This is a genomic window from Streptomyces sp. NPDC058008, from assembly GCF_042886395.1.
In the GTDB taxonomy this organism is placed as follows: Bacteria; Actinomycetota; Actinomycetes; order Streptomycetales; family Streptomycetaceae; genus Streptomyces.
The window spans coordinates 169,391-193,391 of the sequence record NZ_JBHVQX010000001.1; the positions used below are offsets into that span (position 1 = coordinate 169,391).

21 protein-coding genes and 2 tRNA genes are annotated in these 24,001 nt (G+C 73.1%); 13 read left to right on the plus strand and 10 right to left on the minus strand.

Going from position 1 to position 24,001, the window contains the following annotated elements:
* The first annotated feature begins 5 nt into the window (after nt 1-5).
* Together ACFVS9_RS00720 and ACFVS9_RS00725 are read left to right on the plus strand one after the other, a co-directional pair.
* A complete protein-coding gene (locus ACFVS9_RS00720; protein WP_389929207.1) occupies nt 6-2,759 on the plus strand; it encodes a caspase family protein in 2,754 nt (917 codons plus the stop codon).
* On the plus strand, nt 2,756-4,192 hold the full coding sequence (locus tag ACFVS9_RS00725; protein ID WP_389929209.1) for an extracellular solute-binding protein: 1,437 nt from the start codon (nt 2,756-2,758) through the stop codon (nt 4,190-4,192). The genes ACFVS9_RS00720 and ACFVS9_RS00725 overlap by 4 nt, the downstream gene beginning before the upstream one ends.
* Before the next feature lie 40 nt (nt 4,193-4,232).
* On the opposite strand, the gene ACFVS9_RS00730 is transcribed toward ACFVS9_RS00725, so the two are convergent.
* Complete coding sequence (locus tag ACFVS9_RS00730) at nt 4,233-5,240, minus strand: SEC-C domain-containing protein (RefSeq protein WP_389929211.1); 1,008 nt, start codon at nt 5,238-5,240, stop codon at nt 4,233-4,235.
* Nucleotides 5,241-5,704: 464 nt separating this feature from the next.
* Between ACFVS9_RS00730 and ACFVS9_RS00735 the strand changes: the two genes are divergently transcribed.
* The 3 genes from ACFVS9_RS00735 to ACFVS9_RS00745 all read left to right on the plus strand — a co-directional run bounded on the left by ACFVS9_RS00735 (nt 5,705) and on the right by ACFVS9_RS00745 (nt 7,881).
* Entirely contained in the window at nt 5,705-6,037 is a 333-nt protein-coding gene (locus tag ACFVS9_RS00735) for a DUF6412 domain-containing protein (RefSeq protein ID WP_383113117.1), read from the plus strand.
* Nucleotides 6,038-6,124: 87 nt separating this feature from the next.
* Nucleotides 6,125-6,895 carry a YidC/Oxa1 family membrane protein insertase gene (locus ACFVS9_RS00740; RefSeq protein ID WP_389929213.1) on the plus strand — a complete coding sequence of 257 codons (771 nt, stop codon included), beginning with the start codon at nt 6,125-6,127 and terminating at the stop codon, nt 6,893-6,895.
* 125 nt (nt 6,896-7,020) lie between these two features.
* Nucleotides 7,021-7,881: a fumarylacetoacetate hydrolase family protein gene (locus tag ACFVS9_RS00745; RefSeq protein WP_383113119.1), complete on the plus strand. Its 861-nt coding sequence runs from the start codon at nt 7,021-7,023 to the stop codon at nt 7,879-7,881.
* 80 nt (nt 7,882-7,961) lie between these two features.
* Here ACFVS9_RS00745 and ACFVS9_RS00750 read toward each other — a convergent pair whose 3' ends face one another.
* Together ACFVS9_RS00750 and ACFVS9_RS00755 are read right to left on the minus strand one after the other, a co-directional pair.
* A complete protein-coding gene (locus ACFVS9_RS00750; protein WP_383113120.1) occupies nt 7,962-8,441 on the minus strand; it encodes a heme-degrading domain-containing protein in 480 nt (159 codons plus the stop codon).
* Nucleotides 8,438-9,544, minus strand: a complete 1,107-nt coding sequence (locus ACFVS9_RS00755; protein ID WP_389929215.1) for a Gfo/Idh/MocA family oxidoreductase — start codon at nt 9,542-9,544, stop codon at nt 8,438-8,440. The genes ACFVS9_RS00750 and ACFVS9_RS00755 overlap by 4 nt, the downstream gene beginning before the upstream one ends.
* A gap of 56 nt (nt 9,545-9,600) precedes the next feature.
* On the opposite strand from ACFVS9_RS00755, the gene ACFVS9_RS00760 reads away from it, so the two are divergent.
* From ACFVS9_RS00760 to ACFVS9_RS00780, 5 genes are all read left to right on the plus strand, one after another.
* Nucleotides 9,601-10,737, plus strand: a complete 1,137-nt coding sequence (locus tag ACFVS9_RS00760; RefSeq protein WP_389929216.1) for an ROK family protein — start codon at nt 9,601-9,603, stop codon at nt 10,735-10,737.
* A 380-nt stretch (nt 10,738-11,117) separates the two neighbouring features.
* Nucleotides 11,118-11,996: a hypothetical protein gene (locus tag ACFVS9_RS00765; RefSeq protein ID WP_389929218.1), complete on the plus strand. Its 879-nt coding sequence runs from the start codon at nt 11,118-11,120 to the stop codon at nt 11,994-11,996.
* A 142-nt stretch (nt 11,997-12,138) separates the two neighbouring features.
* Nucleotides 12,139-12,933: an HAD-IIA family hydrolase gene (locus tag ACFVS9_RS00770; RefSeq protein WP_030636522.1), complete on the plus strand. Its 795-nt coding sequence runs from the start codon at nt 12,139-12,141 to the stop codon at nt 12,931-12,933.
* A 66-nt stretch (nt 12,934-12,999) separates the two neighbouring features.
* Nucleotides 13,000-13,563 carry a hypothetical protein gene (locus tag ACFVS9_RS00775; RefSeq protein ID WP_389929220.1) on the plus strand — a complete coding sequence of 188 codons (564 nt, stop codon included), beginning with the start codon at nt 13,000-13,002 and terminating at the stop codon, nt 13,561-13,563.
* Nucleotide 13,564: 1 nt separating this feature from the next.
* A complete protein-coding gene (locus ACFVS9_RS00780; RefSeq protein ID WP_389929222.1) occupies nt 13,565-14,299 on the plus strand; it encodes a class F sortase in 735 nt (244 codons plus the stop codon).
* Nucleotides 14,300-14,958: 659 nt separating this feature from the next.
* On the opposite strand, the gene ACFVS9_RS00785 is transcribed toward ACFVS9_RS00780, so the two are convergent.
* A tRNA-Lys gene (locus ACFVS9_RS00785) sits at nt 14,959-15,032 on the minus strand.
* 169 nt (nt 15,033-15,201) lie between these two features.
* Here ACFVS9_RS00785 and ACFVS9_RS00790 point away from each other — a divergent pair.
* From ACFVS9_RS00790 to ACFVS9_RS00800, 3 genes are all read left to right on the plus strand, one after another.
* Nucleotides 15,202-16,476: a peptidoglycan-binding protein gene (locus tag ACFVS9_RS00790; RefSeq protein ID WP_389929224.1), complete on the plus strand. Its 1,275-nt coding sequence runs from the start codon at nt 15,202-15,204 to the stop codon at nt 16,474-16,476.
* A gap of 22 nt (nt 16,477-16,498) precedes the next feature.
* Nucleotides 16,499-18,865: an SPFH domain-containing protein gene (locus tag ACFVS9_RS00795; RefSeq protein WP_389929226.1), complete on the plus strand. Its 2,367-nt coding sequence runs from the start codon at nt 16,499-16,501 to the stop codon at nt 18,863-18,865.
* Nucleotides 18,866-19,033: 168 nt separating this feature from the next.
* Nucleotides 19,034-19,624: a lytic polysaccharide monooxygenase gene (locus ACFVS9_RS00800; RefSeq protein WP_383113128.1), complete on the plus strand. Its 591-nt coding sequence runs from the start codon at nt 19,034-19,036 to the stop codon at nt 19,622-19,624.
* Nucleotides 19,625-19,682: 58 nt separating this feature from the next.
* On the opposite strand, the gene ACFVS9_RS00805 is transcribed toward ACFVS9_RS00800, so the two are convergent.
* From ACFVS9_RS00805 to ehuB, 6 genes are all read right to left on the minus strand, one after another.
* Nucleotides 19,683-19,756: transfer RNA gene (locus tag ACFVS9_RS00805), tRNA-Lys, on the minus strand.
* Between the two features lie 104 nt (nt 19,757-19,860).
* On the minus strand, nt 19,861-20,619 hold the full coding sequence (locus ACFVS9_RS00810; protein ID WP_383113129.1) for an IclR family transcriptional regulator: 759 nt from the start codon (nt 20,617-20,619) through the stop codon (nt 19,861-19,863).
* A gap of 176 nt (nt 20,620-20,795) precedes the next feature.
* Nucleotides 20,796-21,629, minus strand: coding sequence for an ectoine/hydroxyectoine ABC transporter ATP-binding protein EhuA (gene ehuA / locus ACFVS9_RS00815; RefSeq protein WP_383113130.1), 834 nt, complete (start codon nt 21,627-21,629; stop codon nt 20,796-20,798).
* The gene (gene ehuD / locus ACFVS9_RS00820) at nt 21,619-22,263 is read right to left on the minus strand and encodes an ectoine/hydroxyectoine ABC transporter permease subunit EhuD (RefSeq protein ID WP_389929229.1); all 645 of its coding nucleotides are present in this window, start codon (nt 22,261-22,263) and stop codon (nt 21,619-21,621) included. Before ehuD ends, ehuA begins: the two co-directional genes overlap by 11 nt.
* Complete coding sequence (ehuC, locus tag ACFVS9_RS00825; RefSeq protein WP_383113132.1) at nt 22,260-22,994, minus strand: ectoine/hydroxyectoine ABC transporter permease subunit EhuC; 735 nt, start codon at nt 22,992-22,994, stop codon at nt 22,260-22,262. The genes ehuD and ehuC overlap by 4 nt, the downstream gene beginning before the upstream one ends.
* Before the next feature lie 19 nt (nt 22,995-23,013).
* On the minus strand, nt 23,014-23,916 hold the full coding sequence (ehuB, locus tag ACFVS9_RS00830; protein ID WP_389929231.1) for an ectoine/hydroxyectoine ABC transporter substrate-binding protein EhuB: 903 nt from the start codon (nt 23,914-23,916) through the stop codon (nt 23,014-23,016).
* Nucleotides 23,917-24,001: the final 85 nt, after the last annotated feature.

Here is a 24,001-nt window from a genome sequence, read left to right on the forward strand (position 1 = left end):
CGGCCGTGCCGCCGTACGACGCGCGCGGCGAGGGGAACAGGGCCAAGCGGCACCGAGCCGTACTCATCGGGGTCGAGCACTACGGGGGCGCCCGGAACGACCTGCCGGCCGTCGCCGCCAACCTGCGCCTCATGCGCGAGGCCCTCACCGCCGGACGCACCGGCGTGCTCGGTCCGGACGACCTCGTCGAGATCCCGGCGAGCGGTGGCCCCGGGGCCACCGTCGATCCGCTCCGGGTGCGTGCCGCGCTCACCGAGGCCCGCGAGGAGGTCACCGGGCTGCTGGTGGTCTACTTCGCCGGGCACGGCATCGTGCGTCCCGACGGCAGCGACCTCAACCTGATGTTCACCGACTCACGGGTGACCAGGGACCGGCACCACCCCTTCGTGGACACCCTGTCCTGGCGCGACGACGTCATGCCCGTGCTGCGGTACGCCCGCGCCGACTGGGTCGTCGTCATCCTCGACTGCTGCTTCGCCGGCAACGCCCTCGGGGCGTTCGGCCCCGCGGCCGGGCAGAACTTCGCGCTGCTCACCGCGGCGGAACCGGGCGTGGAGATCCCGCCCGGTGACCCGGGCGGCGGCACGGAGTTCACGGCCGCCCTGCACCGGCTGCTGACGACGGGCGAGGGGGAACCGGTCACCTTCACCCGGATTGTCACCGGGATACGCGAGGCGATGGCGCCGTACAAGGCCGTCGACGGGCATCCGTGGATCCCGGACGAGCGGCGGCACGGCGACGACGTGGTGCTCGCGCACGCGGCGGATCCCGGGCGGCCCACCCCGCCGGAGCGCCCGCCCCCGCGGCAGGACGGCGTGCGGAGGACCACCGGGAGGCGCCGGCCGGGGCTGCCCGCCCCGGCCCTCCTGCGCCGCCTGCCTCCCGCCCTGGTCCGCCGCATGACGCGTACGACGGCCCTCGTCCTGGCGGGCGCCGTCGCCCTGGCCGGGGCCGGCGCCTGGTACCTCCTGGGCGGGGCGCGCGGCGGCGGCTGCGACTCGCCGCTGGAACTGCGGGTCCTCACCGATCCCGATCTGCGGCCCACCGTCCAGAAGGCCGCCGACGCCTACCCCAAGCGGGACGGTGACGGCTGCCGGGCCGTCAGCATCAACGTGTACGACGCCAAGGCCACCGACGCGGTGGCGGCCTTCCGGTCCTCCTCCCTCTGGCAGGAGCCGCCCGCCGCCTGCCCCGCCTCCGGCGACTGCCTGCGGCCCCAGCGGGACGTCGGCGCGCAGCCCGACGTCTGGATCCCGGCCGCGGGCAGCGCGTGGCAGCGGGCGACGGCGGGGACGGGCGGTGACACCTCCGCCCCGGCCGGGACCTCCACCGGGCCCGGGACCTCGGCCGCCGCGGCGACCTCCACCGCACCCGGGACCTCCGCCGCCGCGCCCAGGAGCGTCGTGGGCCTCCACCGGATGGGCTCCATCGCCTACACACCGATGGTCCTGGGTGTCCCGGACACCATGAAACTGGCCCAGAGCATGCAGACCGGCGACCCCCTCCACGCGATCATCGGCGGGCTGGAGACCGGCCAGGCGGTCAGGATCCTGCGCCCCGACCCCGAGGACACCGAAGGGGCCCTGCTGGCGACCGGCGCGCTCTACGCGGCTTCGAGTGCCGGACAGGTGTCCACGCTCGAACAGGGCATGGCGCAGGACCTGCCGTCGCTGCCCTCCACCGCACGCGAACTGATGTGCGCCCTCGCCGACGGTACGCACAACGCCCTGGAGGACCAGGCGGCGGTCCTCGTGCCGGAGCAGACCCTGGCGCAGTTCAACCTCTCGGCGGGTGAGCCCGGACGTCCCTCCTGCGCCACGGAGGCACTGGCCCACCGGGTGGCCCACTACCCCTCCGACGTACCGATGCTGGACCTCCCCTTCGTCCGGGTCACCTGGGCCGGTGCCGACCGGGACGCCGAGGCCCGGGCGTCGGCCGTCGAGGACTTCCACCACTGGCTGGCCACCGACCCGGTCGCGCGGAAGTGCTTCACCGACGACGGCTTCCGCAGCGTCGAGAAGGGCGGCCCCGCCCCGCCCGGCGAGGACTCGGTGCTGCGGTCCGAGGACAACGCGACAGCCGTACGCGAACGGCTCCCGGTGACCGGCACCGACGCGGACACCGGCGCGTCGGCGTCGCTGAACGCCGCCCTGAGCCGCTACCGGCAGGCGCTCGGCCCCGGCAAGGTGCTCTACCTCCTCGACAACTCGACCTCGATGGAGGACCAGCGGGTCTGGGACGGCCCCGGCGGCGCCAAGGAACTGGTGGTCCGCTCGATGAGTTCCCTGGGCGCCCGGGACTCCTTCGGGGTGCGCATGACGGCCGTCCGCCCGGGCGAACCGCCCACGGAAATCGTGGAGTTCCGGCAGAACGACAGGGCCGGCGCGCGGAAGGCCGTCGCCGGCGCGAGGACCGCCGCTCTCGACGCCCGTATCGCGGAAGGGCTCCGGGGAGCACTCGGGACACTGCGCCAGGACCCGGCCGCGGGGGAACAACCGCGACTCCTCGTCCTGGTCACCGACGGCGAGGACTTCGAGGCGGTGGCGAAGAGCGAACAGGAGAAGCTCGTCGCGTCGGCGAGGCTGACGCCGCTCGTCAGGATCGTGACGGTCTCGCTGCGGGACGGAGCCTGTGCGGCCGGCCGGTTCGGTGACCGGCTCGCCGCCGCGAGCGGCGGGCGCTGCCTCGACCCCGCCGACGACATCGCGGTCGGACTGGTGGCGGAGGTCGCCAAGGCGGGTACGGGGGACGCGGAATGACCTGGGGCGAGGGCCGCACCGGACGCCGCCGGGCGAGGGCCGCCGTGGCGCTCGGCGGCCTGCTCGCGCTCGTCTCCGCCGCCTGCACGGGAGGATCCGGTGCCACGGACCGGTCCGGCCAGGACCAGGGCGCGGAGGGGCCCCTCGTGGTCGCCAGCGGCCTCGACGTCACCGGGTCGGGCAGCGTGCGGCAGCAGCTCATAGAGGAGTGGAACCGCCTGCACGCCGGGGCGGCGGACCGGCAGGCCAAGCTCGTCGAGCTGCCCGGCGGCGCCGACCAGCAGCGCAGCCAGCTCCTGGGCGCCCTCCAGTCCGGCAGCGCCCGCTACGACGTGGTGAACCTCGACATCACCTGGATACCCGAGTTCGCCGAGGCCGGGCTCATCAGCCCGCTGCCCGACACCGCGACCGGGTCCGCCGCCGACGACGCCGACTTCATCCGGCAGGTCCACGCCACCACCGTCTGGAAGGGCCGTTCCTACGCCCGGCCGTTCAACACCGACGTGGGGCTGCTCTACTACCGGCCCGACCTCCTGACGGCGGCCGACATCAAGGCGGACAAGCAGCCCACGGCCACCTGGACCTGGGACCAGCTCTACTCCACCGTCAAGACCCTCGGGCTGAACCCGGTGCGCGCCGACGAACGGGCGGGCTGGACCACGCAGTTGAAGCAGTACGAGGGGCTGACCGTCAACACCGTCGAGGCGTTCGCCGACGCGGGCGTCCAGCTCGCCGACAGCGAAGGTCGGTACGGCTCCAGCGCGGCGGAGCTGAAGAAGGGGCTCGACTCGCTCCTGGACCGCGTCGGCCGGGGCCGCGTCCAGCCCGCCGCGACGGCGTCCGACGAGACGGCCTCACTCACCGACTTCGCCGAGGGCCGTGCCGTGTTCCTGCGCCACTGGCCCTACGCGTACGGGGCCCTGGAGGGCCTGCTGGAACCGGACGCGTACGCCGTGAACCGGCTGCCGGGCAAGGCCGTGCTCGGCGGGCAGAACCTCGCCGTCACCGCCGACTCGGCCCGCGCCGACGACGCCCGCGCCCTCGTCACCTTCCTGACCTCGCGGGAGAGCGAGCGCTGTCTGCTCGACGCGGGCTTCGCGGCGACCCGGACCTCCGTGTACGCCGGCGCCCCCGAACCCTGCTGGCCCCGGGTCGCCGCCGCCCTCCGGCCCGCGGGGGCCTCGCCGAAGGCGGCCGTGGCGGGGGAGGGCGCCCCGAAGAAGCAGGGGCCGGAGGCACGGAAGGCGTACATCCGGCTCCTCGGTGCCGCGCTGACCGAGGCCGTGCAGCGACCGCGCACGCCGTACTACGGCGCGTTCACACAGGTGCTCCAGTCCCATGTGCACGCGCTGCTCGCCGCGGAGAGACCCGACACCGCGGAGGCCGCCGAGGCGCTGGACCGTGAGCTGAGGAACGTGTTCGCGGGCAGGTGAGGGGCGCAGCCCCCCACCCGCCGAAGGCGGACCCTCCCGGTCAGCCGGCCCCGTGGCACGTGCCGTACGTGCGCTCCGAACCGCACCAGCACGCCGCGCCGCGCGCCGGCGGCCACGGGACGGCGCGGCCGCGGGCCGCGAGCGTCGTGGCGTACTGGGGGAGCAGATCGGGGTCGGACGGGGAGGCGGCCTCCGAGGCGGCGAACGCCTCGTAGGAGGGGACCGTGCCCGTCACGATGCCGAGGTTGGGCGTCCCGGCGGCGTGCAGATCCCTCAACGCCACTTCCAGGCGCGCCAGATGGTCCGCGTGCGAGACGTACTCCTGGGCCAGCTCCGGGTAGGCGGCGAGGAGTTCGCGCAGCTCGTCCTCGGGCCAGTGCAGTACGGCCACCGGGAACGGGCGGGACAACGCGCTCCGGTAGGTGCCCAGTTCGGCGCGGAGACGGTTGATCTCCGCCTGGAGCTCGTCCGGATCCGACGAGCCGAGGGACCACAGGCGCTTCGGGTCGTGCAGCTCGTCCAGGGGTACGGCGGCCGTGTGCAGGGTGTCGGCCAGCTCGTCCCACGCGTCGTGGGCGACGCCCATCAGCCGGCGGACCCGGTGCCGTCCGATCAGCAGCGCGTGCGTGGTGTACGGGACCTCCTCGCCCGGCGCGAGGAGCAGGGTCAGCGCCGTCGAGAAGAAGTCGTGGGCCGCCTCCAGCTCGTCGTGCGCCTCCAGCGTCTCCGCCGCGATCTCCCACGGTGCCGGGTCGAGCGGACCGGCGGTGCGGATGCCGTCGATGATCGCGCGGGCCTCCGCCTCGTGGCCGTACTCCCAGAGGTTGGCCGCTTTGAGGGCTTTGACCCGGTGGGGATGCTCGATGGCGATATCGGTGGAACCGAGCATCTCGTCGTAGAGGGTGCTCGCGCGGGCGCGCTCACCGGCGAGCTCCAGATGGGCCGCGGCCTGGAGGAACAGCGGTTCGTGGTCCTCGCGATACTGCGCCGCGGTGCGCAGCAGGCGCTCGGCTTCGGTGATGTGGTCGGCAGGGGTGTCGGGGCGCATGGCCACACGGTACTGCGGGAGGCTCGCGACGTGGAGGGAGCCGGACGGAGCGCTGATGAAGCCCGGAGGACGACAGGGAGAACTCTCGGCCGAGGGGCTGGTGACCGGGTCCGGGTCCGGGGCGGGGACGCGGAGCCGCCGGGCGTCGGGGAGCCCACGGCCTCACCCCGGCCGCCGACCGTGAGCCGCACGGCCCCCGGTCCGGCCGCCGACCGTGAGCCGTGCTCGGCCCTTTCGAGGGAGAGGACCCCCGCCGCAGGCCGACCGGACAGTGGCACCGCCCCGTCGGCCTGCGGAAACACCGGCGCACCGCCCGGGGGCGAAGCGATGCGGCCCGGCCGCCGGCCCCGGTGATCCCGACGGCCGTGCGCTGCTCGCCCACGGCCGCTCCTTCAGCCGCTGGACGCCGATCGTGTATAACGGCTGGAGGACATGACCGAGCGCGCGTGAGAGGGGGAGGGCAGATGAACGACGACATGAACCGTGTACGCCGGGCACTCGTCCGCCTCTTCCGGCCCGCCGCCTTCCTCGTCCTGTTCCTCACCGAGGTCCTCCTCGCCGAAGGCGGCAGCCTCTCCGCCGCCGTCGCGCTCGCCGCCACCGCGGCCGCCGGCTCGGCGCTCCTCGTCTGCTCCGTCATCAGCGCCCGCTGCGCCTGCCCCGTACCCCGTACGAGAGTGCGCACGGCCATCCGCGACCGCGAGAAGCGCACCGCGTTCCTCCCGCAGCGGGATCCCGACGCACGGGGCCGCACCAGGCCCCGAGCACCCGGGACCGCCCTCCTGACGGCCGCGTAGAAGGCGCACCACCACCCCCTTCCTGCGCGGGTCGTCCTGCCGAGTCGTTCACTCCCCGGCACGACGAGACCCCCGGAGGGCTCATCCATGTCCGCATTCATGTCCGCTTTCGCGAGCCTGGTCGGCGCGTTCGCCGACCTGCTCCACCCCCTCTTCCAGAGCGCGTCCACCGCCGCCGCGATCGTCCTGTTCACCGCCCTCGTGCGGCTCGCCGTCCACCCCCTCTCGCGGGCGGCGGCACGCGGGCAGAAGGCCCGCACCAAGCTCCAGCCGCAGATCGCCGAACTGCGCAAGAAGCACGCCAAGAACCCGGACCGGATGCAGAAGGCGCTCATGGAGCTCCACGCGAAGGAGAAGGTCTCCCCCTTCTCCGGCTGCCTGCCGAGCCTCCTCCAGATGCCCGCCTTCTTCCTGCTCTACCACCTCATCTCCAGCCAGCGGATCGGCGGCAGCCCCAACTCCCTGCTCGGCCACGAACTCTTCGGCGCCCCGCTCGGCGAGCGCTGGCGCGACGCCCTCGCCGACGGCGGGCCGTTCGGCGGGCAGGGGCTGGTCTACCTCGCGCTCTTCGTGATCGTCGCCGCCGTCGCCACCTTCAACTACGGACGCACCAAGCGGCAGATGGCCGCGAACCCCATGACACCGGCCACCGGCCCCGACGGCCAGCCCGTACCCGGCATGGGCGCCATGACGAAGGTCATGCCGCTGATGTCCTTCCTCACCCTCCTCTCCGTCGCCTACGTGCCGCTGGCGGCGGCCCTGTACATCGTCACGAGCACCACCTGGACCGCCGTCGAGCGCGCCGTCCTCTACCGGGACGCCCCGGCGCCCGAGGCCGCCGTCGCCCCCGCGGTCTGAGCGGCCCGGGTCCAGTGCGTGAACAGGGTCTTGCGGAGTGATCCGATGTCTTGGAGGATCGGCCAAGCCTCTCGCTGGCCGCAACCCACCGACGGGCTCGATCTCGACCAAGGGGAGATGGACCGTTGAAGCTTCTTCGCGTGGGTACGGCGGGCTCGGAACGCCCCGCACTGCTGGACCGTAACGGGACCTTGCGGGACCTTTCCGGCCTGGTCAACGACATCGACGGCGAGCTGCTCGCCGACGCCTCCGCGCTGGCCCGGGTGCGCGAGGCGGCACAGACGCCCGACGTTCTGCCCCCGCTCGACGCGAACGGCCTCCGGGTCGGACCGCCCCTCGGGCGGATCGGCAAGATCGTGTGCATCGGGCTGAACTACCACGACCACGCGGCCGAGACCGGGGCGGCGATCCCCGCCGAGCCGATCCTGTTCTTCAAGGCCCCCGACACCGTCGTCGGCCCCGAGGACACCGTGCTCGTGCCGCGCCGCAGCCGCAAGACCGACTGGGAGGTCGAGCTCGCCGTCGTCATCGGCCGCACCGCGCGCTACCTGGACTCCGCCGAGGAGGCCCTCGGGCACGTCGCGGGATACGCGACCTCGCACGACGTCTCCGAGCGGGAGTTCCAGATCGAGCGCGGCGGCACCTGGGACAAGGGCAAGAACTGCGAGACCTTCAACCCGCTGGGCCCCTGGCTCGTCACCGCGGACGAGGTGCCCGACCCCCAGGCGCTGGGACTGAGGCTCTGGGTCAACGGGGAGCTGAAGCAGGACGGGACGACCGCCGAGCAGATCTTCCCGGTCGGCGAGGTCGTGCGCTACCTGAGCCACTTCATGACGCTCTACCCGGGCGACGTCATCAACACCGGCACCCCGGCGGGCGTGGCCATGGGCCGGCCGGAACCGAAGCCGTACCTCCGCGCGGGGGACGTGGTGGAGCTGGAGGTCCAGGGGCTGGGGCGCCAGCGCCAGGAGCTCAAGGACGCGTAGGCCCGGCACGGCCGCCGGGACCACCCGGCGGCCTCACCACCCCGTCAGGACGCGTGGACACCCGCCGGCGGGTGCGCCCCTCAGCCCTGGGGGCGGGCCGTGAACTGCTCCAGGGCCTCCACCACCAGGGCGTGGTCCTCGGCCTGCGGCAGACCCGACACCGTGACCGAGCCGATCACGCCCGCGCCCTCCACGGCGATGGGGAACGATCCACCGTGTGCGGCGTACGTGTCCAGGTCCAGCCGCGAGGACGCCTCGAACGTGGTCCCCTTGGCCCGGAAACGCGTACCGACGAGGTACGAGCTCTCCCCGTACCGCTCCACGACCCTGCGCTTGCGGTCGATCCACGCGTCGTTGTCCGCGCTCGAACCAGGCAGCGCCGCGTGGAACAGCTGCTGGCCGCCCCGCCGGATGTCGATCGCGACCGGGGCGTGCCGGTCACGGGCCAGCGCGACCAGCAGACCACCCAGCGCGTACGCGTCGTCGTAACCGAAGCGCGGCAGCGTCAGGCGCCGCTCCTGCGCGATCAGCTCGGAGATGGTCGGTGCGTCGGGGCTCATGCCTGCTTCTCCTCGTCGTGGTGGGGAAGGAGGGTCACGGACACGCCTTCACGGGCCGAGCGCCGCGCCGCCTCCAGGACGTCCAGCGAGGCGGCGGCCTGTAGCGCCGTCACCGGGTTCCCGCCCTCGCCGCGCAGGGCTGCGGCCACGGCGGCGTAGTACGCCGGGTAGTCACCCGGCACCGTGCGGACCGGGTCGCCGCCACCGGTCAGCGGGGACTCACCGGAACCCAGCCGGCCCCACATCTCCACCGGCTCCTCGCCCCACGGCTCGCCCGCCACCGGACGCGCGCCCTCCCGCAGGGCGGCCTCCTGCGGGTCCAGGCCGTACTTCACGTACCCCGCCCTCGAGCCGAGCACCCGGAAGCGCGGGCCGAGCTGCGCCGTGGTCGCACTCGCGTACAGGTGCGAACGCACCCCGTTCACGTGCGTGATCGCGATGAACGTGTCGTCGTCGGCCGCCGCGCCCGGACGGCGTACGTCGGACTCCGCGTACACCTGCACCGCCGGCCCGAACAGCGTGAGCGCCTGGTCCACGACGTGGCTGCCCAGGTCGTACAGCAGTCCGCCGATCTCCTCCGGGTCGCCCGACTCGCGCCAGCCGCCCTTCAGGTGCGGACGCCACCGCTCGAAGCGGGACTCGAAGCGCTGCACCTCGCCGAGCTCGCCCTCCGCGATCAGACCGGCCACCGTGAGGAAGTCGTTGTCCCAGCGGCGGTTCTGGAAGACCGAGAGGAGAAGCCCCCGCTCCGCCGCCAGCCCCGCCAGTTCCCGCGCCTCGGCCGCCGTACCGGCGAGCGGCTTGTCCACGACCACCGGCAGCCCGGCCTCCAGGGCCGCCCTCGCGAGCGGGACATGGGTCCTGTTCGGCGACGCGATCACGATCAGGTCCAGCTCGTCCGCGCGCGCCCACAGCTCCTCGGGCGAGGCCGCCGGGCGGACGCCGGGGAACTCGGCGCGGGCCCGCGCCCGCCGCTCCTCGTTCGACGTGACGACCGTGTCGAGGACGAGGCCCTCGGTCGCCGAGACCAGCGGGGCGTGGAAGACGGAACCCGCCAGGCCGTAGCCGACGAGCCCGACGCGAAGAGGAGCGTTGGCAGTCATGCCGACCACTTAAGCAACGCTGTTGCCAAAGTGCAAGCGATAGGGACAATGGTGACGTGAACAGGAGCAACAGCAGGAGCGGCGGAGCGAATCTGCCGGCCCTTCGCCACCACAACGCGTCGCTCGTCCTCGACCTGCTGCGCGTCGCCGGTGAGGGGGGCATCAGCCGGCTGGAGCTCGCCGAGCGCACCGGACTCACCCCGCAGGCCGTCAGCAAGATCACCACCCGGCTCCGGGCGGAGGGCCTCGCCGCCGAAGCCGGCCGGCTCGCCTCCACGGGCGGCAAGCCGCGCACCGTCCTGCGCCTGGTCCCGGACGCCGGACACGCCGTCGGCCTCCACCTGGACCGCGACGAGCTCACCGCCGTCCTGGCGGACCTCTCCGGTGCCACGGTCGCGGTCCGCACCTGCCCGCTCGACCTCGGAGCCCCGGCCGCCGAAGTCCTCGCCACGGCCGCCCACGCGGTGCGGACCCTGCGGGCGGGCGCACCCCGGACCCCGGGAACCGCGGACCGGCAGGTCTTCGGCGTCGGCGCCGCCCTGCCGGGCCCGCTGGACCACCGCAGCGGGGTGCTGCACCGGGTCACCGGCTTCCCGCAGTGGGACGGCTACCCGCTGCGCGACGCCCTCGCCGAGCGCACCGGGCTCCCCGTCGTGGTCGACAAGGACACCAACGCCGCCGCCCTCGGCCTCGCCCTGCGGGGCCGCGCCGGAACCGACTTCGCCTACCTCCACCTGGGCACCGGCCTCGGCGCCGGACTCGTCCTCGGCGGGGCCGTGCACCGGGGCGCCCGCACCGGTGCCGGGGAGTTCGGGCACCAGACCCTCCAGCTGGACGGCCCCCCGTGCGGCTGCGGCGGGCGCGGCTGCGTCGAGGCGCTCTGCCTGACCGCCGACGCCGGCGGCGACATCGCGGAGGCGGCCAGGGTCCTCGGCGCCGGGGCCGCCAACCTCGTCGGGCTGCTCGACATCGACCGGGTCGTGCTCGGCGGCCGTACGGTCGCCGCCCACGAGGACGCCTACGTCAGCGGGGTCCGCGCCGTCATCGAGGAGCGCGCCCGGCGGGAGGGCGCCGCCGTCGTACCCGTCACCGTGGCGGGCGGCGGCGACCGCCCCGTCGCCGAGGGAGCGGCCCAACTGGTCCTCGCCCCGCTCTTCGGCCGCGCGGGGGAGGGCGGCGGCCAACGGGGCTGACCGGGGTCCGCGCCACGGCCCGGGGTGCGTGACCGCTCCCGGTGGCCCGCCTGACCCGACCCGGACGGTGCGGGACCCGTCACCGCACGGTCCCGGTCGCCGCCTCACCGGGGCGGGCCGGCGGTGCGGAAACCCGTCACCCGGACAGTGGGACCCCGTCATCGGCCTGGGCGCCGCGCCGCCCTTGTCCCACCGCGCGGGGCCGATCGAGCGGAACATGCCCCCCGAACGGGCGGTGCGCCCCGCCGGGAGGTGGCGGCCCCTCGCGCGCGCGTGGCAGCGTCGCGGGCCCAGACCGACCGGCGAACACGGGGGCAGTGTCGCCGCCGCGGCCGGTGGCCCCCGCCCCGGCCGTTCGCGAGCAGCGAAGGGTGCCCCCCATGTCCAGCAAACCCCCCGCACGACTGCGCGACGGCCGCGCCCTCACCCGCCTCGGGCTGGCCGCGGGCCTGGTCGTCCCCGCCGGTCTCCTCGGCGTACCGGCCGCCATCGCCATCCCGGTCACCACCCCTGCGGTGACCGGCGTCGCCGCCGGAGCCCTGGCCGCCGACGCCCCGGCGCTCCCCGCCTGCGGTGATCCGGACGGCGAGGACTTCCCCATCAGCACCCGGATCCACGGCGGCCCCGACACCTACGCCTCCGGCGGCGGCTACGGCACCTGGTACCTCGACCTGACCAACACCACCGACCGGTCGTGCACCTCCATCCACCCCGTTCTCGTGCTCACCGACGAGGACCGGACACTGACGGCCGAGCAGATCCAGCTGGAGTTCACCGAGCAGGCGCACCCCGACGAGGAACACCGCGTGAGCTGGGAGTCCACCGACCGCGACGAACAGATCGGCGTCTTCGGCGGGGGCGAGCAGGACGACGGCTTCCCGGGCTTCACCGTTCCCGCGAGGAAGACCGTGACGGTCCGGGTCCGGATGGCGTTCACCTCCGACACCCGGCCGGGCAACGTCACCGCCCACGCCGCGATCGTCCAGCGGCGTGACGCCCGGGACGACGACGGGCGCACCGGGGCCGACGGGGACTGGGTGGGGGAGTCGGACGCGTACTCCTTCGCCGTCGTCGACGGCGGCACCGAGGCACCCGGGGACGTCGGGACCACCGTGGACGCGGAGGGCGACCCCGTGCCCGGACTCGCCCGCACCGGGCCGGCCCGCGCGCGCTGGGCCGGCGCCGCGTCCGGGACCCTCCTCCTCGCCGGAGCGGCCGCCGTGATCTGCTCCAGGCGCCTGCGCCGGAGCGGCCGCTGACCGGCTCGCCGTTTCCCCGTGATCAGCCGGTTCCGTCCGGCGGAACGGGCAGCCTAAAATCGGGGGCGTCGGCGCTGCACAACGCGGTGCCGCCGGCGTCCAGCACCCCGAGTGCACAGCGCGTACGGCAGGAGCCCGTCACATGGCAGAGCGCAAGCCGATCGAGTCCTGGCTGACCGACATGGACGGTGTCCTCATCCACGAGGGCACGCCGATCCCCGGGGCCGACGCCTTCATCAGGCGGCTGAGGGATTCCGGACTGCCCTTCCTGGTCCTCACCAACAACTCCATCTACACCGCCCGAGACCTGCACGCGCGTCTGAAGCGCATGGGCCTGGACGTGCCCGTGGAGAACATCTGGACCTCCGCCCTGGCCACCGCCCAGTTCCTGGACGACCAGCGGCCGCGCGGCACGGCGTACGTCATCGGCGAGGCGGGGCTCACCACCGCGCTGCACGACATCGGCTACGTCCTCACCGACCACGAGCCCGACTACGTCGTCCTGGGGGAGACCCGGACCTACAGCTTCGAGGCGCTCACCAAGGCGATCCGCCTCATCAACGGCGGTGCCCGCTTCATCTGCACCAACCCGGACGAGACCGGCCCGTCCGCCGAGGGCCCGCTCCCCGCGACGGGTTCGGTCGCCGCGCTGATCACCAAGGCCACCGGCAAGGCGCCGTACTTCGCGGGCAAGCCCAACCCGCTGATGATGCGTACCGGGCTCAACGCCATCGGCGCCCACTCCGAGACCTCCGCGATGATCGGCGACCGGATGGACACCGACGTGCTCGCCGGCCTCGAAGCGGGGATGCAGACCTTCCTGGTCCTGACCGGGCTGACCACGGAGGCCGACATGGACCGCTACCCCTTCCGGCCCTCCACGGTCGTCGACTCGATCGCGGACCTCGTCGACCTGGTCGACCTGCCCATGCCGTGACCCGACCGGGCTACAGCGGATGCGGGACACGCTCCCACGCGTGAACCTTCCCTCAGGAGGTTTACGATGCGTTCACTGCCCCTCACTTTCTGTGCCGCTCTGGTGGCCGGGACGATAGCCCTGCCCGCGTCCGCCGCACTGGCCGATCCGAAGACCGACGAACCCCGGGACGAGAAGCGTTCGGGAACGGTCTCGGTCAGCCCGTCCCGTGTCTCCCCCGACGGGGAGGTGGAGCTCCGGGTCGACGTCTGCGGCAAGGGCAGGTCGGCCCGAGGCAACTCCGAGGCGTTCACGTCCGAAGCGCGCTTCGCACCGGCCGACGGCAAGGGCCTCGTCGCCCACGCCCGGATCCGTTCCGACGCCGCACCCGACGACTACGAGATCTGGGTGACGTGCGAGGACGGCCACGGCAGGGCCACCGGCACGGTCACCGTCGTCCGGCACAGCCGCCCGTCGCCCGTCGCCCCCGTCCGGGCGGGCGGCGGCGGCACCGCGCTGCTCGCCGAACAGGCCGCGGCCGACGAGGGCCCCGGCACCCGTCACACGGTCATCGGTCTCGGACTGGGCGCCGTCGCGGCCGTCGCCGTCGCGCTGCGCAGCGTGCGACGCCGTCGCACGGCGGCCCACTGACATGTCCGCCCCGGACCGTCCGGCCGGAACCGGGCGCCTGCTGACGGGCGTCGCCTGGGCCGTACTCCTGCTGGGCCTGTGGCTGTGGGGCCGTGCCGCCACCGCCGGCAACTCGGCCCCGACGACCGGTGACGTCGCGGCGGTCGGCCGGCCCCTGGGCGTCCCGCTGCCCCCGGCCCACGATCCGCTCGACGGCGCCGCCCCGCAGCGGGTCGAACTCCCCTCCGTCGGCATCGACGCGACCGTCGTGCGGCGCGGACTGGACGACGAAGGGGCCATCGAGCCGCCGCCGTTCGAGACCCCGGGAGCCGTCGGCTGGTACGCCGAGGGCACCGAACCCGGTACGAAGGGCGCCGCCCTCTTCGTCGGCCACGTCGACACCGAGACGAAGCCCGCCGTGTTCTACGGGCTCAGCGCGGCCCGGCCCGGCGAGAAGGTCCGGGTGAGCCGGTCCGACGGGAAGATCGCCGAGTTCACCATCGACGACGTACAGGTCCTCACGCGGAAGCGCTTCGACGCGCAGAAGGCCTACGGGCCGCGTGAGGACGGGCGGGCCGAGCTCCGCCTGATCACCTGCGGCGGCACGTACGACCACGCGTCCCACGCGTACACCGCCAACGTCATCGTCTCCGCGTATCTGACGGGGGAGAAGAAGGCGGAGAAGAAGGCGGAGAAGAGCGCGGGGAGGAGCACGGGGAACAGCGCGGCGGCGAGCGGCGGGGAGAGCCACACCTGAACCGCCCGCGGGGCAACCCGGCCCGGCCGGCGCCCGCTCCCCCTCGGAGCCGCCGACCGGGCCGGTCCTCGACCGCGGTGTCCGGACCGCGGGAGTGGCCCGGACACGGCGCGGGAGGTCGGGTCGTTCGTGCCGGTACGACACTGTAGGACGACCGCGCCCGGCACTCCGAGCGGTTTCGGCAGGATGTCCGGATCCGGGTGGGAGCGTCCGGGCTCCGGCCGCTGTGCCGCGCCACCGCCCGGCTGTGGTGCCCGAGGGTGCCGCGCCCCGCGCGAGGGCGCGGGGCGGCCGCGGCCGGATTGTCGGGGTGGAGCGTGGCACCGCCGGTCGCCCGACGCCGTCGGCGTCCTGGCTGTCCCCCCGCACGCGGCAACTCTGCGTGAGGTTCTGCCGGTCGTGCGTCGGCGGGGGCGCTCTGGGCCGATCCGTGCTCTCCGGCCGGGAGGCGAGGCTCCGGACGGCACCGGGCCGGGTTGTCCGATACGCGGCGTGAACACAAGGGTGAAACGGGCAGGTTATCTGCCATACGTGCGATATGAGGATATGCCGTGAAGAAGGCGCGCAGGGGTAGCGAAAGGTGTTCTGGGGGTGCGTCCGCGCCGTAGCGAGCATGAGCGAGGCCCCCTCACACTCGGTGAGGGGGCCTCGCTTGTGCGTGCGCCGTCAGGGACTCGAACCCCGGACCCGCTGATTAAGAGTCAGCTGCTCTAACCAACTGAGCTAACGGCGCCTGCTGACCTGGAGAACTTTACCCGATGTCCGGGAGTGCTCCTGACCAATTCCTTTCCGGTACGGCCTGTCGGATGGTCGTTTTTTCTCTTTAGTCGGTCACCATGAGATATGCCCGGAAAGTTCTGATGCGGAAGATCTGGACGACTGTCGAGAGGAAGAGGAGTCGCATGACTGTGCCGGTCTTCGAGGAGTACGTACCCGCGGCCGACTGCGGCTGCCCGGGGTGCGCCCGGCGGCGCCGTACGGCCGCCGCGCTGCCCGTACGCTACGGCGGCCACCCCGCCGCGCACGGTGCGCGGCGGGCGCTGGTCCTGGTCACCGCGGCGGGAGTCGTCCTGTCCTGCGGGGCCGGTCAGGCCGCCGCCACCGCCGCCGGACGGGACTCCCGTGCCGGCGGTGCGTCGATCGACCCCCAGCCGGTCACCCCGCAGGGCTCGGTGGGGCCCCTGAGCGGCAGCGGAGCCTCGGGGCCGCCCTCCGCGCCGGTCACGACGCTGCGCACGACGACCCGCACCGACATCATCAACCGCGCCAAGAAGTGGATCACGGCGAAGGTCCCGTACAACATGGCGGCGTACTGGTCCGACGGCTACCGGCAGGACTGCTCCGGCTTCGTGTCGATGGCGTGGAACCTCGGCACCAACGAGTGGACCGGCAGCCTCGCCGCCTTCGGGACGAAGATCGCCCGCGACGACCTGGAGCCCGGCGACATCCTGCTCTTCCACAATCCGGCGGACCCCACGGTGGGGTCGCACGTCACCGTCTTCGGCGGCTGGAGCGACCACACGCACAGCCACTACCTCGCGTACGAGCAGACCAGCCCGCACGCGCGCAAGGCGACGACGCCGATGGCGTACTGGAGCAACTCCTCGAAGTACGTGGCCTACCGCTACAAGGGCATCGTCAGCGGTGCGGGCGGCGGGTCGTCCACCGCCTTCCCCGGGGCCGCGAAGTTCGGGCCCGGCGCGAACAACGCGCACGTCACCCGGCTCGGGCAGTTGCTCATCGCCCAGGGCGGCAAGCGCTTCTACACGGCGGGGGCGGGACCGCGCTGGAGCGACGCGGACAAGAAGGCGACCCAGGCGTTCCAGCTGGCGCAGGGGTGGAAGGGCAAGGAGGCCGACGGAATCCCCGGCCCCGGGACCTGGAGCCTGCTGGTCAAGGGCTCCGGCCACAGGATCCCCGCCGCCGGGTCGGGCGCGGCCACGGCCTACCCCGGGAAGCGCTACTTCGCCCCGGGCCAGACCAACGACCACGTCCGCACGCTGGGCACCCGGCTGGTGAAGAAGGGCTACGGCGCCCACTACGTGACGGGCCCCGGCCGCACCTGGACGGAGGCGGACCGCCGGAACGTCGAGGCGTTCCAGCGCGCCCAGGGCTGGAGGGGGAGCGCGGCCGACGGGTACCCCGGGCCGGAGACATGGCGACGGCTCTTCGCGTGACGGCTGAAGCGACGGAACGGACATGACGGAGGCGGGAATGCGGTCCACGGAGAACGTGCGGGGCGAGTGGGACGAGCTGGGGAAGCGGGAGACGCGGGCGGCCGGGTCCGCATCCGTCCTGGGAGGTGCACCGGGAGAGATCGGGGCCGAGGCGGTGCCGGCCCCGGAGAGGTACGGGAGCGGGCTGCCGGGCCTTCGCTCCGAGCCGGAAGCGGAATCGAAAACGGAAGTGGGAGTGGGCGGGACGGAGGACGACGGCATCCCGGCGGATCTCGGGCCGGCCATGGACGCGATGGCCGAGGCGGGCCCGCCCGCCCCCGCGCCCGCAGACCTGGACCTGGGCACCGGCCCGGCGCCCGGAGTGGGATGGGACCCGGAGCCGGTGGTTCCCGGGCCGGCCGGTGGTCCGGAGCCGGTAGCCCCCGAGCCGGTACGCGGTCCGGAACGGCTGCACCCCGAGCCGGTACGCGGCCCGGCGGCGGAGGCGGCGCGCGGCGCCCTCCCGCCACTGACACCGGATTCGAAAACGGAATCAGAGGAGGACGTGGCGGGCGACGCGGGTCGGGAGAACGGATCCGCTCCGGCGGCCCGTACGCCGGGCGGACCGGCCGGCCGGGAAGAGCCGGACGGGCCGCTGGAACTCGTGAAGTCCGCACCTGTCGGGGGCCGGTGGTTCGGCTGGGAGGAGCGCGGGTCCGCGTCCGACGGGGCGGCATGGAGGACCGCGCCCCGTGAGCCACGGTCACCCGACGCGGAGGAGTGCGACCCGCTGTCCGACACCACTCGGCTGCCCGGTGCGCAGGCGCGGGGGGCCGCGCCCGGCGAGCGCTGGTGGTCCGACGCCGAGGAGCGCGGGGCATCGCCCCGCGCGGCCGGGCCGCCGGACGTGGAGGAGTACGGGTCCGTGCCGGACGAAGCCGGTCTGTCCGGCGCCGAGGAGGGCGGGTCCGCACCCGGCCGGGCCGAGCCGTCCGACGCGCAGGGGCGTGGAGCGGTCTCCGGCGTGCCCCGCCCGGCCGAGAACGACGAGCGCCCGCACGGTGTGCCCCGCCCCGCCGAGGACGAGCAGCGACTCCTCGGTGCGCCCCGTCCCGCCGAGGACGAGCGACTCCACGGTGTGCCCAGGGCGGCGGACGGTGAGCAGCGCCCGCACGGTGTGCCCCGGGCCGCCGACGGTGACGAGCTCCTGCGGACCGACGACGACGAGCGTTCACCGGTGACGCTCACCGTGGGTGCCGCGGACCCGGTCGTCTGGTGGGGGGCCGGGCGTCGGCAGCCCGTCATCTCCACCGACGCCACCGCCGCCATCCCCGTACACCTGCTCTTCCGCGACGACGTTCCCGGCGGTACGCCCCCGGGGCCGGGCGGCGGGGGCGGGGGAGCGCGGTGGTCCGGTGACCGTCGGCCGCCCCTGCCGCGTTCCCCGCAGGGACAGGGACAGGGGCAGGGACAGGTGCAGGGGCCCCCGCGGTCCGCGCCCCACGCGGACCCCCGTCTCACCGAGCGCCCCGGTCCGGTACTGCCCGGCTGGGCCGCGCTGTCCGCCGCGGCGACGTGGACGGCCGGCGGGCTCGCGGTGCTGTGGTGGCACGGCGTGCTGCCCGCCGGGCTCACCGGCGCGCTCGGACTCGGGGTCCGTCCGCACGCAGGCATCGGCACCGGCGGCTGGGCCCTGCTCGCCCTGCTGGTGACGCTGGTGCTGTTCACGTGCTGCGGTCTCGGGCGGGGCCGCGCCGGGCACGCCTCGGTGCTGACGCTCTTCGGCGACTACCGGGGCAGTGTCCGGCGCACCGGCCTCCTCTGGATCTCGCCGCTCCTGCGGCGCCGCCGGATCGACGTACGCCTGCGGCACTGGCGCAGCGAGCCGTTGCCCGCCGTGGACGCGAGCGGTACCGCGCTGCGGGCCGTGGTGCTCGTCGTCTGGCGGGTGAAGGACACCGTGCGGGCCGCGCTCGGGGTCGCGGACCACGAGCGGTACCTGCGCGACCAGGTGGAATCGGCCCTGGCCCGGGTGCTCTCGCAACTGCCCGCCGACGCCTTCCACGAGGACACCCGCACCCTGCGCGACGCGGAGGCGGTGGGCGACGCGCTGACCAGGATGCTCAAGGCGGACTGCGTTCCCGTGGGCATCGAGGTGTACTCCGCGCAGCCGACCGGAATCGAGTACGCCCCCGAGGTCGCCGCCGCCATGCGGCGGTGCCGGGTGGCGGCCATCGACGCGAAGCACCGGGACGGCGTGCTGACCTCCGTGGTCGACGCGGTGGACGACACGGTCGGCCGGCTGACCGCGCGGGGCATCGTGGAGCTCGACGCGTACGAGCACAAGGCGCTGGTCAGGGATCTGACCGTGGCCTTCTACACCGGGCGCGGGAGCGCGGAAGGGGTCTGACCGCCGCCGGTCGCACGGGAGTTCGCACGGAAACCCGATCCACATTGGTCTGGACATGTTCATGCCGCGTCAATAATCTGGACTTGGTCTAGACCGCACAAGCGATGCGAGCGGCACCGCTCGGATCATCCCCAGAACATCCCCCACGTTCTCGAGGAGCGACACAGCATGCGGAAAAGGGCAAGCGCGGCCGTCATCGGCCTGGCGATAGCGGGCGTCTCCATGTTCGCGACCGGCAGTGCCAGCAGCCACGGCTACACGGATTCCCCCATCAGCCGGCAGAAGCTCTGCGCCAACGGCACCGTCACCAACTGCGGCAACATCCAGTGGGAGCCGCAGAGCGTCGAGGGGCCCAAGGGCTTCCCGGCGGCAGGGCCGGCCGACGGCAAGATCTGTGCCGGCGGGAACAGCGGTTTCGCTCAGCTCGACGACCCGCGCGGCGGCGCCTGGCCCGCCACCAAGGTCACCGCGGGGCAGGGCTACAGCTTCCGCTGGCAGTTCACGGCCCGGCACTCCACGAGCGACTTCCGCTACTACATCACCAAGAACGGCTGGGACTCCTCCAAGCCGCTCACCAGGGCCGCCCTGGAATCGCAGCCCTTCATGACCGTGCCGTACGGGAACCAGCAGCCCCCGGCGACACTGACCCACCAGGGCTCCATGCCCACCCAGAAGACCGGGAAGCACATCATCCTGGCCGTCTGGAACGTCGCGGACACCAGCAACGCGTTCTACGCGTGCTCCGACGTGCAGTTCTGACCCGTACGACGCACAGTGGGCGGCCTCCTCGGAAGGAGACCGCCCACTGTGGTGTCGGTGCGCCGTCAGGGACTCGAACCCCGGACCCGCTGATTAAGAGTCAGCTGCTCTAACCAACTGAGCTAACGGCGCCTGCTGACTCGAAAATAATACCTGGTCCCCAAGGGTGCTGATGACACGCGCCCGCGCCCCTCCGGCGTGGCCCTCGCCACAGGGGACCGCGCGGCCGGCCGGGCTCAGAGGGCCAGCGACAGGAGCACCGGCGCCGCGCGCCGGTTCAGCGTGGCCGCCGCGGCCCGCAGCCGGTGCGCGTGCTCGATCGGCAGGGACAGGGCCAGGCACCCGGCGGCCGAGCCCGCCGTCAGGGGGACGGCCGCGCACACCGTGCCCACGGCGTACTCCTGAAGATCCAGCACCGGCACCGTCGCGGGCTGGCTGTCCAGCTTGGAGAAGAGCACCTTCTCGCTGGTGATCGTCCGGGACGTCAGGCGCGCGATCCGGTGCCGGGCCATGTGGTCGCGCCGGCCGTTCTGGTCGAGCTGTGTCAGCAGGCACTTGCCGATCGCGCTGGCGTGCGCCGCCGAGCGGAAGTCCACCCACTCGTTGACCGCGGGGGTGCGCGGCCCGTCGGCCACCTGTGTGACCCGGATCTCCCCGTCGACGTAACGGCTGACGTAGACGGCGGCGCCGACCGAGTCCCGCAGCTGCACCAGGGTCTGCTGGAGCTTCCCCTCCAGGGCCCGCCTGCGGGCGGTGCCCGAGCCGAGCTCGGTGAGCGAGGCCCCGACGACGTACGCGCCGTCGGCGATCTGCTCGACGTACCCCTCGCGGCGGAGCGTCAGCAGGAGGGGCCTGAGGTGACCGGCCGGCAGGCCCGTCTCGCGGGAGATCCTGGCCTCGGTCACCCCGTCGCCGTGGGTGGACACGGACTCCAGCACGCGCAGGGCGTACTGCACCGAATGGAACGGCGCCTTCGGCTCGGGCTTCAACGCCACGGTTTCCTCTCCAGGGCCTCGACCAGGTGGTGACCGCAACCTCACGATCCACGATAGTCGCCATGTGGCCGATTCGGAGGGGCTGTACGGGAGTTGATGGTGCGCCCCCGCTCCGTCAGCTGGGGCGCACCCGTTTGGCATATGCCAAGGTCACGAGCATCGCGCCATATACGTGGTCACAGCACCGCGTTGAGGAACTCGCGCGTACGTTCGTGCTCGGGGTCGGTGAAGATCTTCTCCGGCGTACCGGACTCCACGACCCGGCCCGCGTCGAACATCAGGACCTTCTCCGACACGTCCCGCGCGAAGCTCATCTCGTGGGTCACGCAGAGCATGGTGATGTCGGTGGTCCTGGCGATGTCGCACAGCAGGTCCAGCACACCGGCCACGAGTTCGGGGTCCAGCGCCGACGTCACCTCGTCGAGCAGCAGGATCTCCGGACGCATGGCCAGCGCGCGGGCGATGGCCACGCGCTGCTGCTGGCCGCCGGAGAGCTGCGAGGGGTGGGCGTCGACCTTCCCGGAGAGCCCGACCAGGTCGAGCAGCTCCCTGGCCCGCGCCTCCGCCTCGTCGCGGTCCATCCCCAGGACGTTGACCGGTGCCTCGGTGATGTTCTGGAGCACCCGCATGTTGGGGAAGAGGTTGAACTGCTGGAAGACCATCCCGATCTTCTTCCGGGACGCGCGCAGTTCCTTCTCGCCCGCCGGCTTCAGCGAGCCGTCCGGCCGGCGCACGTGCGAGAGGGGCGATCCGTCCACCCAGATCACGCCGTCGCTGACCTTCTCCAGGGTCATCAGCAGCCGCAGGATGGTGGTCTTCCCCGAGCCGCTCGGGCCGATCAGCGTGACGTGCTCGCCGCGCCGGACGGTGAAGTCAAGCTCGTCCAGCACCACGTGGTCGCCGTACCGCTTGACGACCCTGTCGAAGCGGACGAGCGGTTCGACGCCCGTGAGCAGGGGGTCCGGAGCCGCGTCCGCGGGCTCCTTGAGGGGGGCGGGTTCAGTGGCCAAGGCGCTTCTCCAGCTTTCTCATCAGCAGCGACGTGGGGTAGCTCGCGACCAGGAAGACCAGTCCGGCGAGTGTGAACGCCTCGGTGTACGCGAAGTGGTCGGCGCCGTAGCTGCGCGCCTCGAAGACCATCTCGTGCACCGTGATCACGGCGAGGAAGGGGGTCTCCTTGAACATCGAGATCGCGTAGTTGCCGAGGGCGGGCAGTACGTTGCGCACCGCCTGCGGCAGGATCACGGCCTGCCAGGTGCGCCGGGGCGACATCGAGAGGGCCCGGCAGGCCTCCCACTGCCCCTTCGGAACGCCGTCGATCCCGGCCCTGTACACCTCGGAGGTGTACGTGGCGTAGTGGACGCCCAGCACCACGATGCCGATGGTCAGCGGCTCCACGGAGGTGAAGAGGGCCGCCACGCCGACCAGCTGCACCAGCAGCGGTGTGGCGCGGACGAACTCCATGACGGCCTTCACCGGCACCGTCACGAAGCGGGAGGGCGCGCGCCCGGCCACCGCGATGGCGAGTCCGAGCACCGCGGCCACGAGCGTGCCGAGCACGGTGGCGAGCAGGGTGACCCGGAACCCCTGGAGCAGCAGCGGAAGGGTGTCCCTGGCGGCACCCCAGTCGAATGTCTGGTTCACCGGGCACCTCCGGCCGTGGTGACGGCGTCCGCCGTGCGGGTCCTGAGCAGGCTGCGGGCACCGGTGTGCAGGCCGAGCCGCCGCTTGGCCGAGCGCTCCAGCAGGTTCATCAGCAGGGTCAGCGCGTAGGCGAGCACGAAGTAGACGGCCAGCAGCAGCAGGTAGGCGGTGAGGGTCTCACCGGTGAGGCTGCGGATGTGCTCGATCGTGGTCATGAAGTCGGCGGCGGAGATCAGCCACAGCAGCGGGGTGCACTTCAGCAGCTGGATGAGCAGGTTGGTGAAGGACGGGATCATCTGCACCCAGGCCTGGGGCAGGATCACCTTCCGCATCCGGTGGAACGGCGTCATGTTCAGCGCGACGGCCGCCTCGTACTGGGCGCGGGGCACGGAGTTGACCGCGCCGCGCACGATCTCGGAGCCGTACGCACCGTAGTTCAGGCCGAAGGCGACGACCCCGCAGAGCAGCGGGGTCAGTTCGTAGCCCGTCAGCTGCGGCATGGCGTAGTAGAGCCAGAACAGCTGGATGTAGAGGGAGGTGCCGCGGAAGAACTCCACGACGGTCCGGGAGGCCCCGCGCACCAGCAGCAGTCTGCTGCCCGCCGCCAGGCCCAGGGCGAACGACAGGAGCAGGGCGAGCAGGGAACCCAGGACGGTGGCCTGGACCGTCACCCACAGGCCCGCGCCGACCTGGGGGAACTCGTCGAGGAGGGTGGAGAAGAAGTCACTCATACGCTGTGGTCCGCTCTCGTCAGCCCTTGCACAGATCCGCCGTCTTCAGCGTGGCCGGGGGGATCTCCGTGGCGCCGAAGCCGTACTCCTGGAGCAGCCCGACGTAACGGGACCGGTCCGAGACGATCTTCTTCAGCTCCCGGTTGAAGGAGTCCCGCAGGTCCTCGTTGCCCTGGCGGAACACGGCGCCGCCCGGGGAGAACTGCTGCTCGCCGTCCAGCTCGGGGACGAACGCCTCGGTGACCTCGGTGTCCGGATTGGTCTTGGCGAGCCAGCGCAGCGAGATGCCGGTGAGCAGGAAGGCGTCGATCCGGCCGCCCTTGACGGCGTCCGCGCCGTCCTGCGGCTTCTGCAGCGTCTTGATCCTGCCCTCGGCGATGCCCGCGCCCTTGGCGTACGAGCCCTCGACCGCGCCGGACATCACGCCGACGGTCACTCCGGCGGCCTTCGCGGACGCGAGGTCGGTGAGCTGCTTCGGGTTGCCCTTCTTCACCATCAGCGCGGTGGGGGAGATGAACTCCGGTTCGGAGAAGAGGGCGTTGGCGCAGCGCTCGGGAGTGATGGCCATGCCCGCGCTCACCACGTCGTACTTGCCCGCCTGGAGACCGGGGATGAGGCCGTCCCACTCCGAGAGGGTGGGCTTCAGCCCGTCCACGCCGAGCGCCTTGAATATCTCCCGGTGCAGGGTGGGGGCCTCGCCCTTGAGCTCCTTGCCCTCCATGTAGCCGTACGGGGCCTCGTTGGCGTACGCGACCCGGACGAAGCCCTGCTTGCGGAGCTTGTCGAGCGCGCCCTCGCCGTCCGCGGCGCCGGCGTCCGTCTTGCTGCACGCGGAGAGCAGGCCGGGAACGACGAGCAGACCTCCCACGGCCGCGGATCGGTTGAGGAAGCCCCGACGGGACAGGTGAGGGAAGTCAGCCATGGTTCGCAATCTCCTGGAGAAATCGGGGTGTCGAACAGTCCGGACAGGGTGACCACCTGCCCGATCCAGGGCACCTATGCAGAAT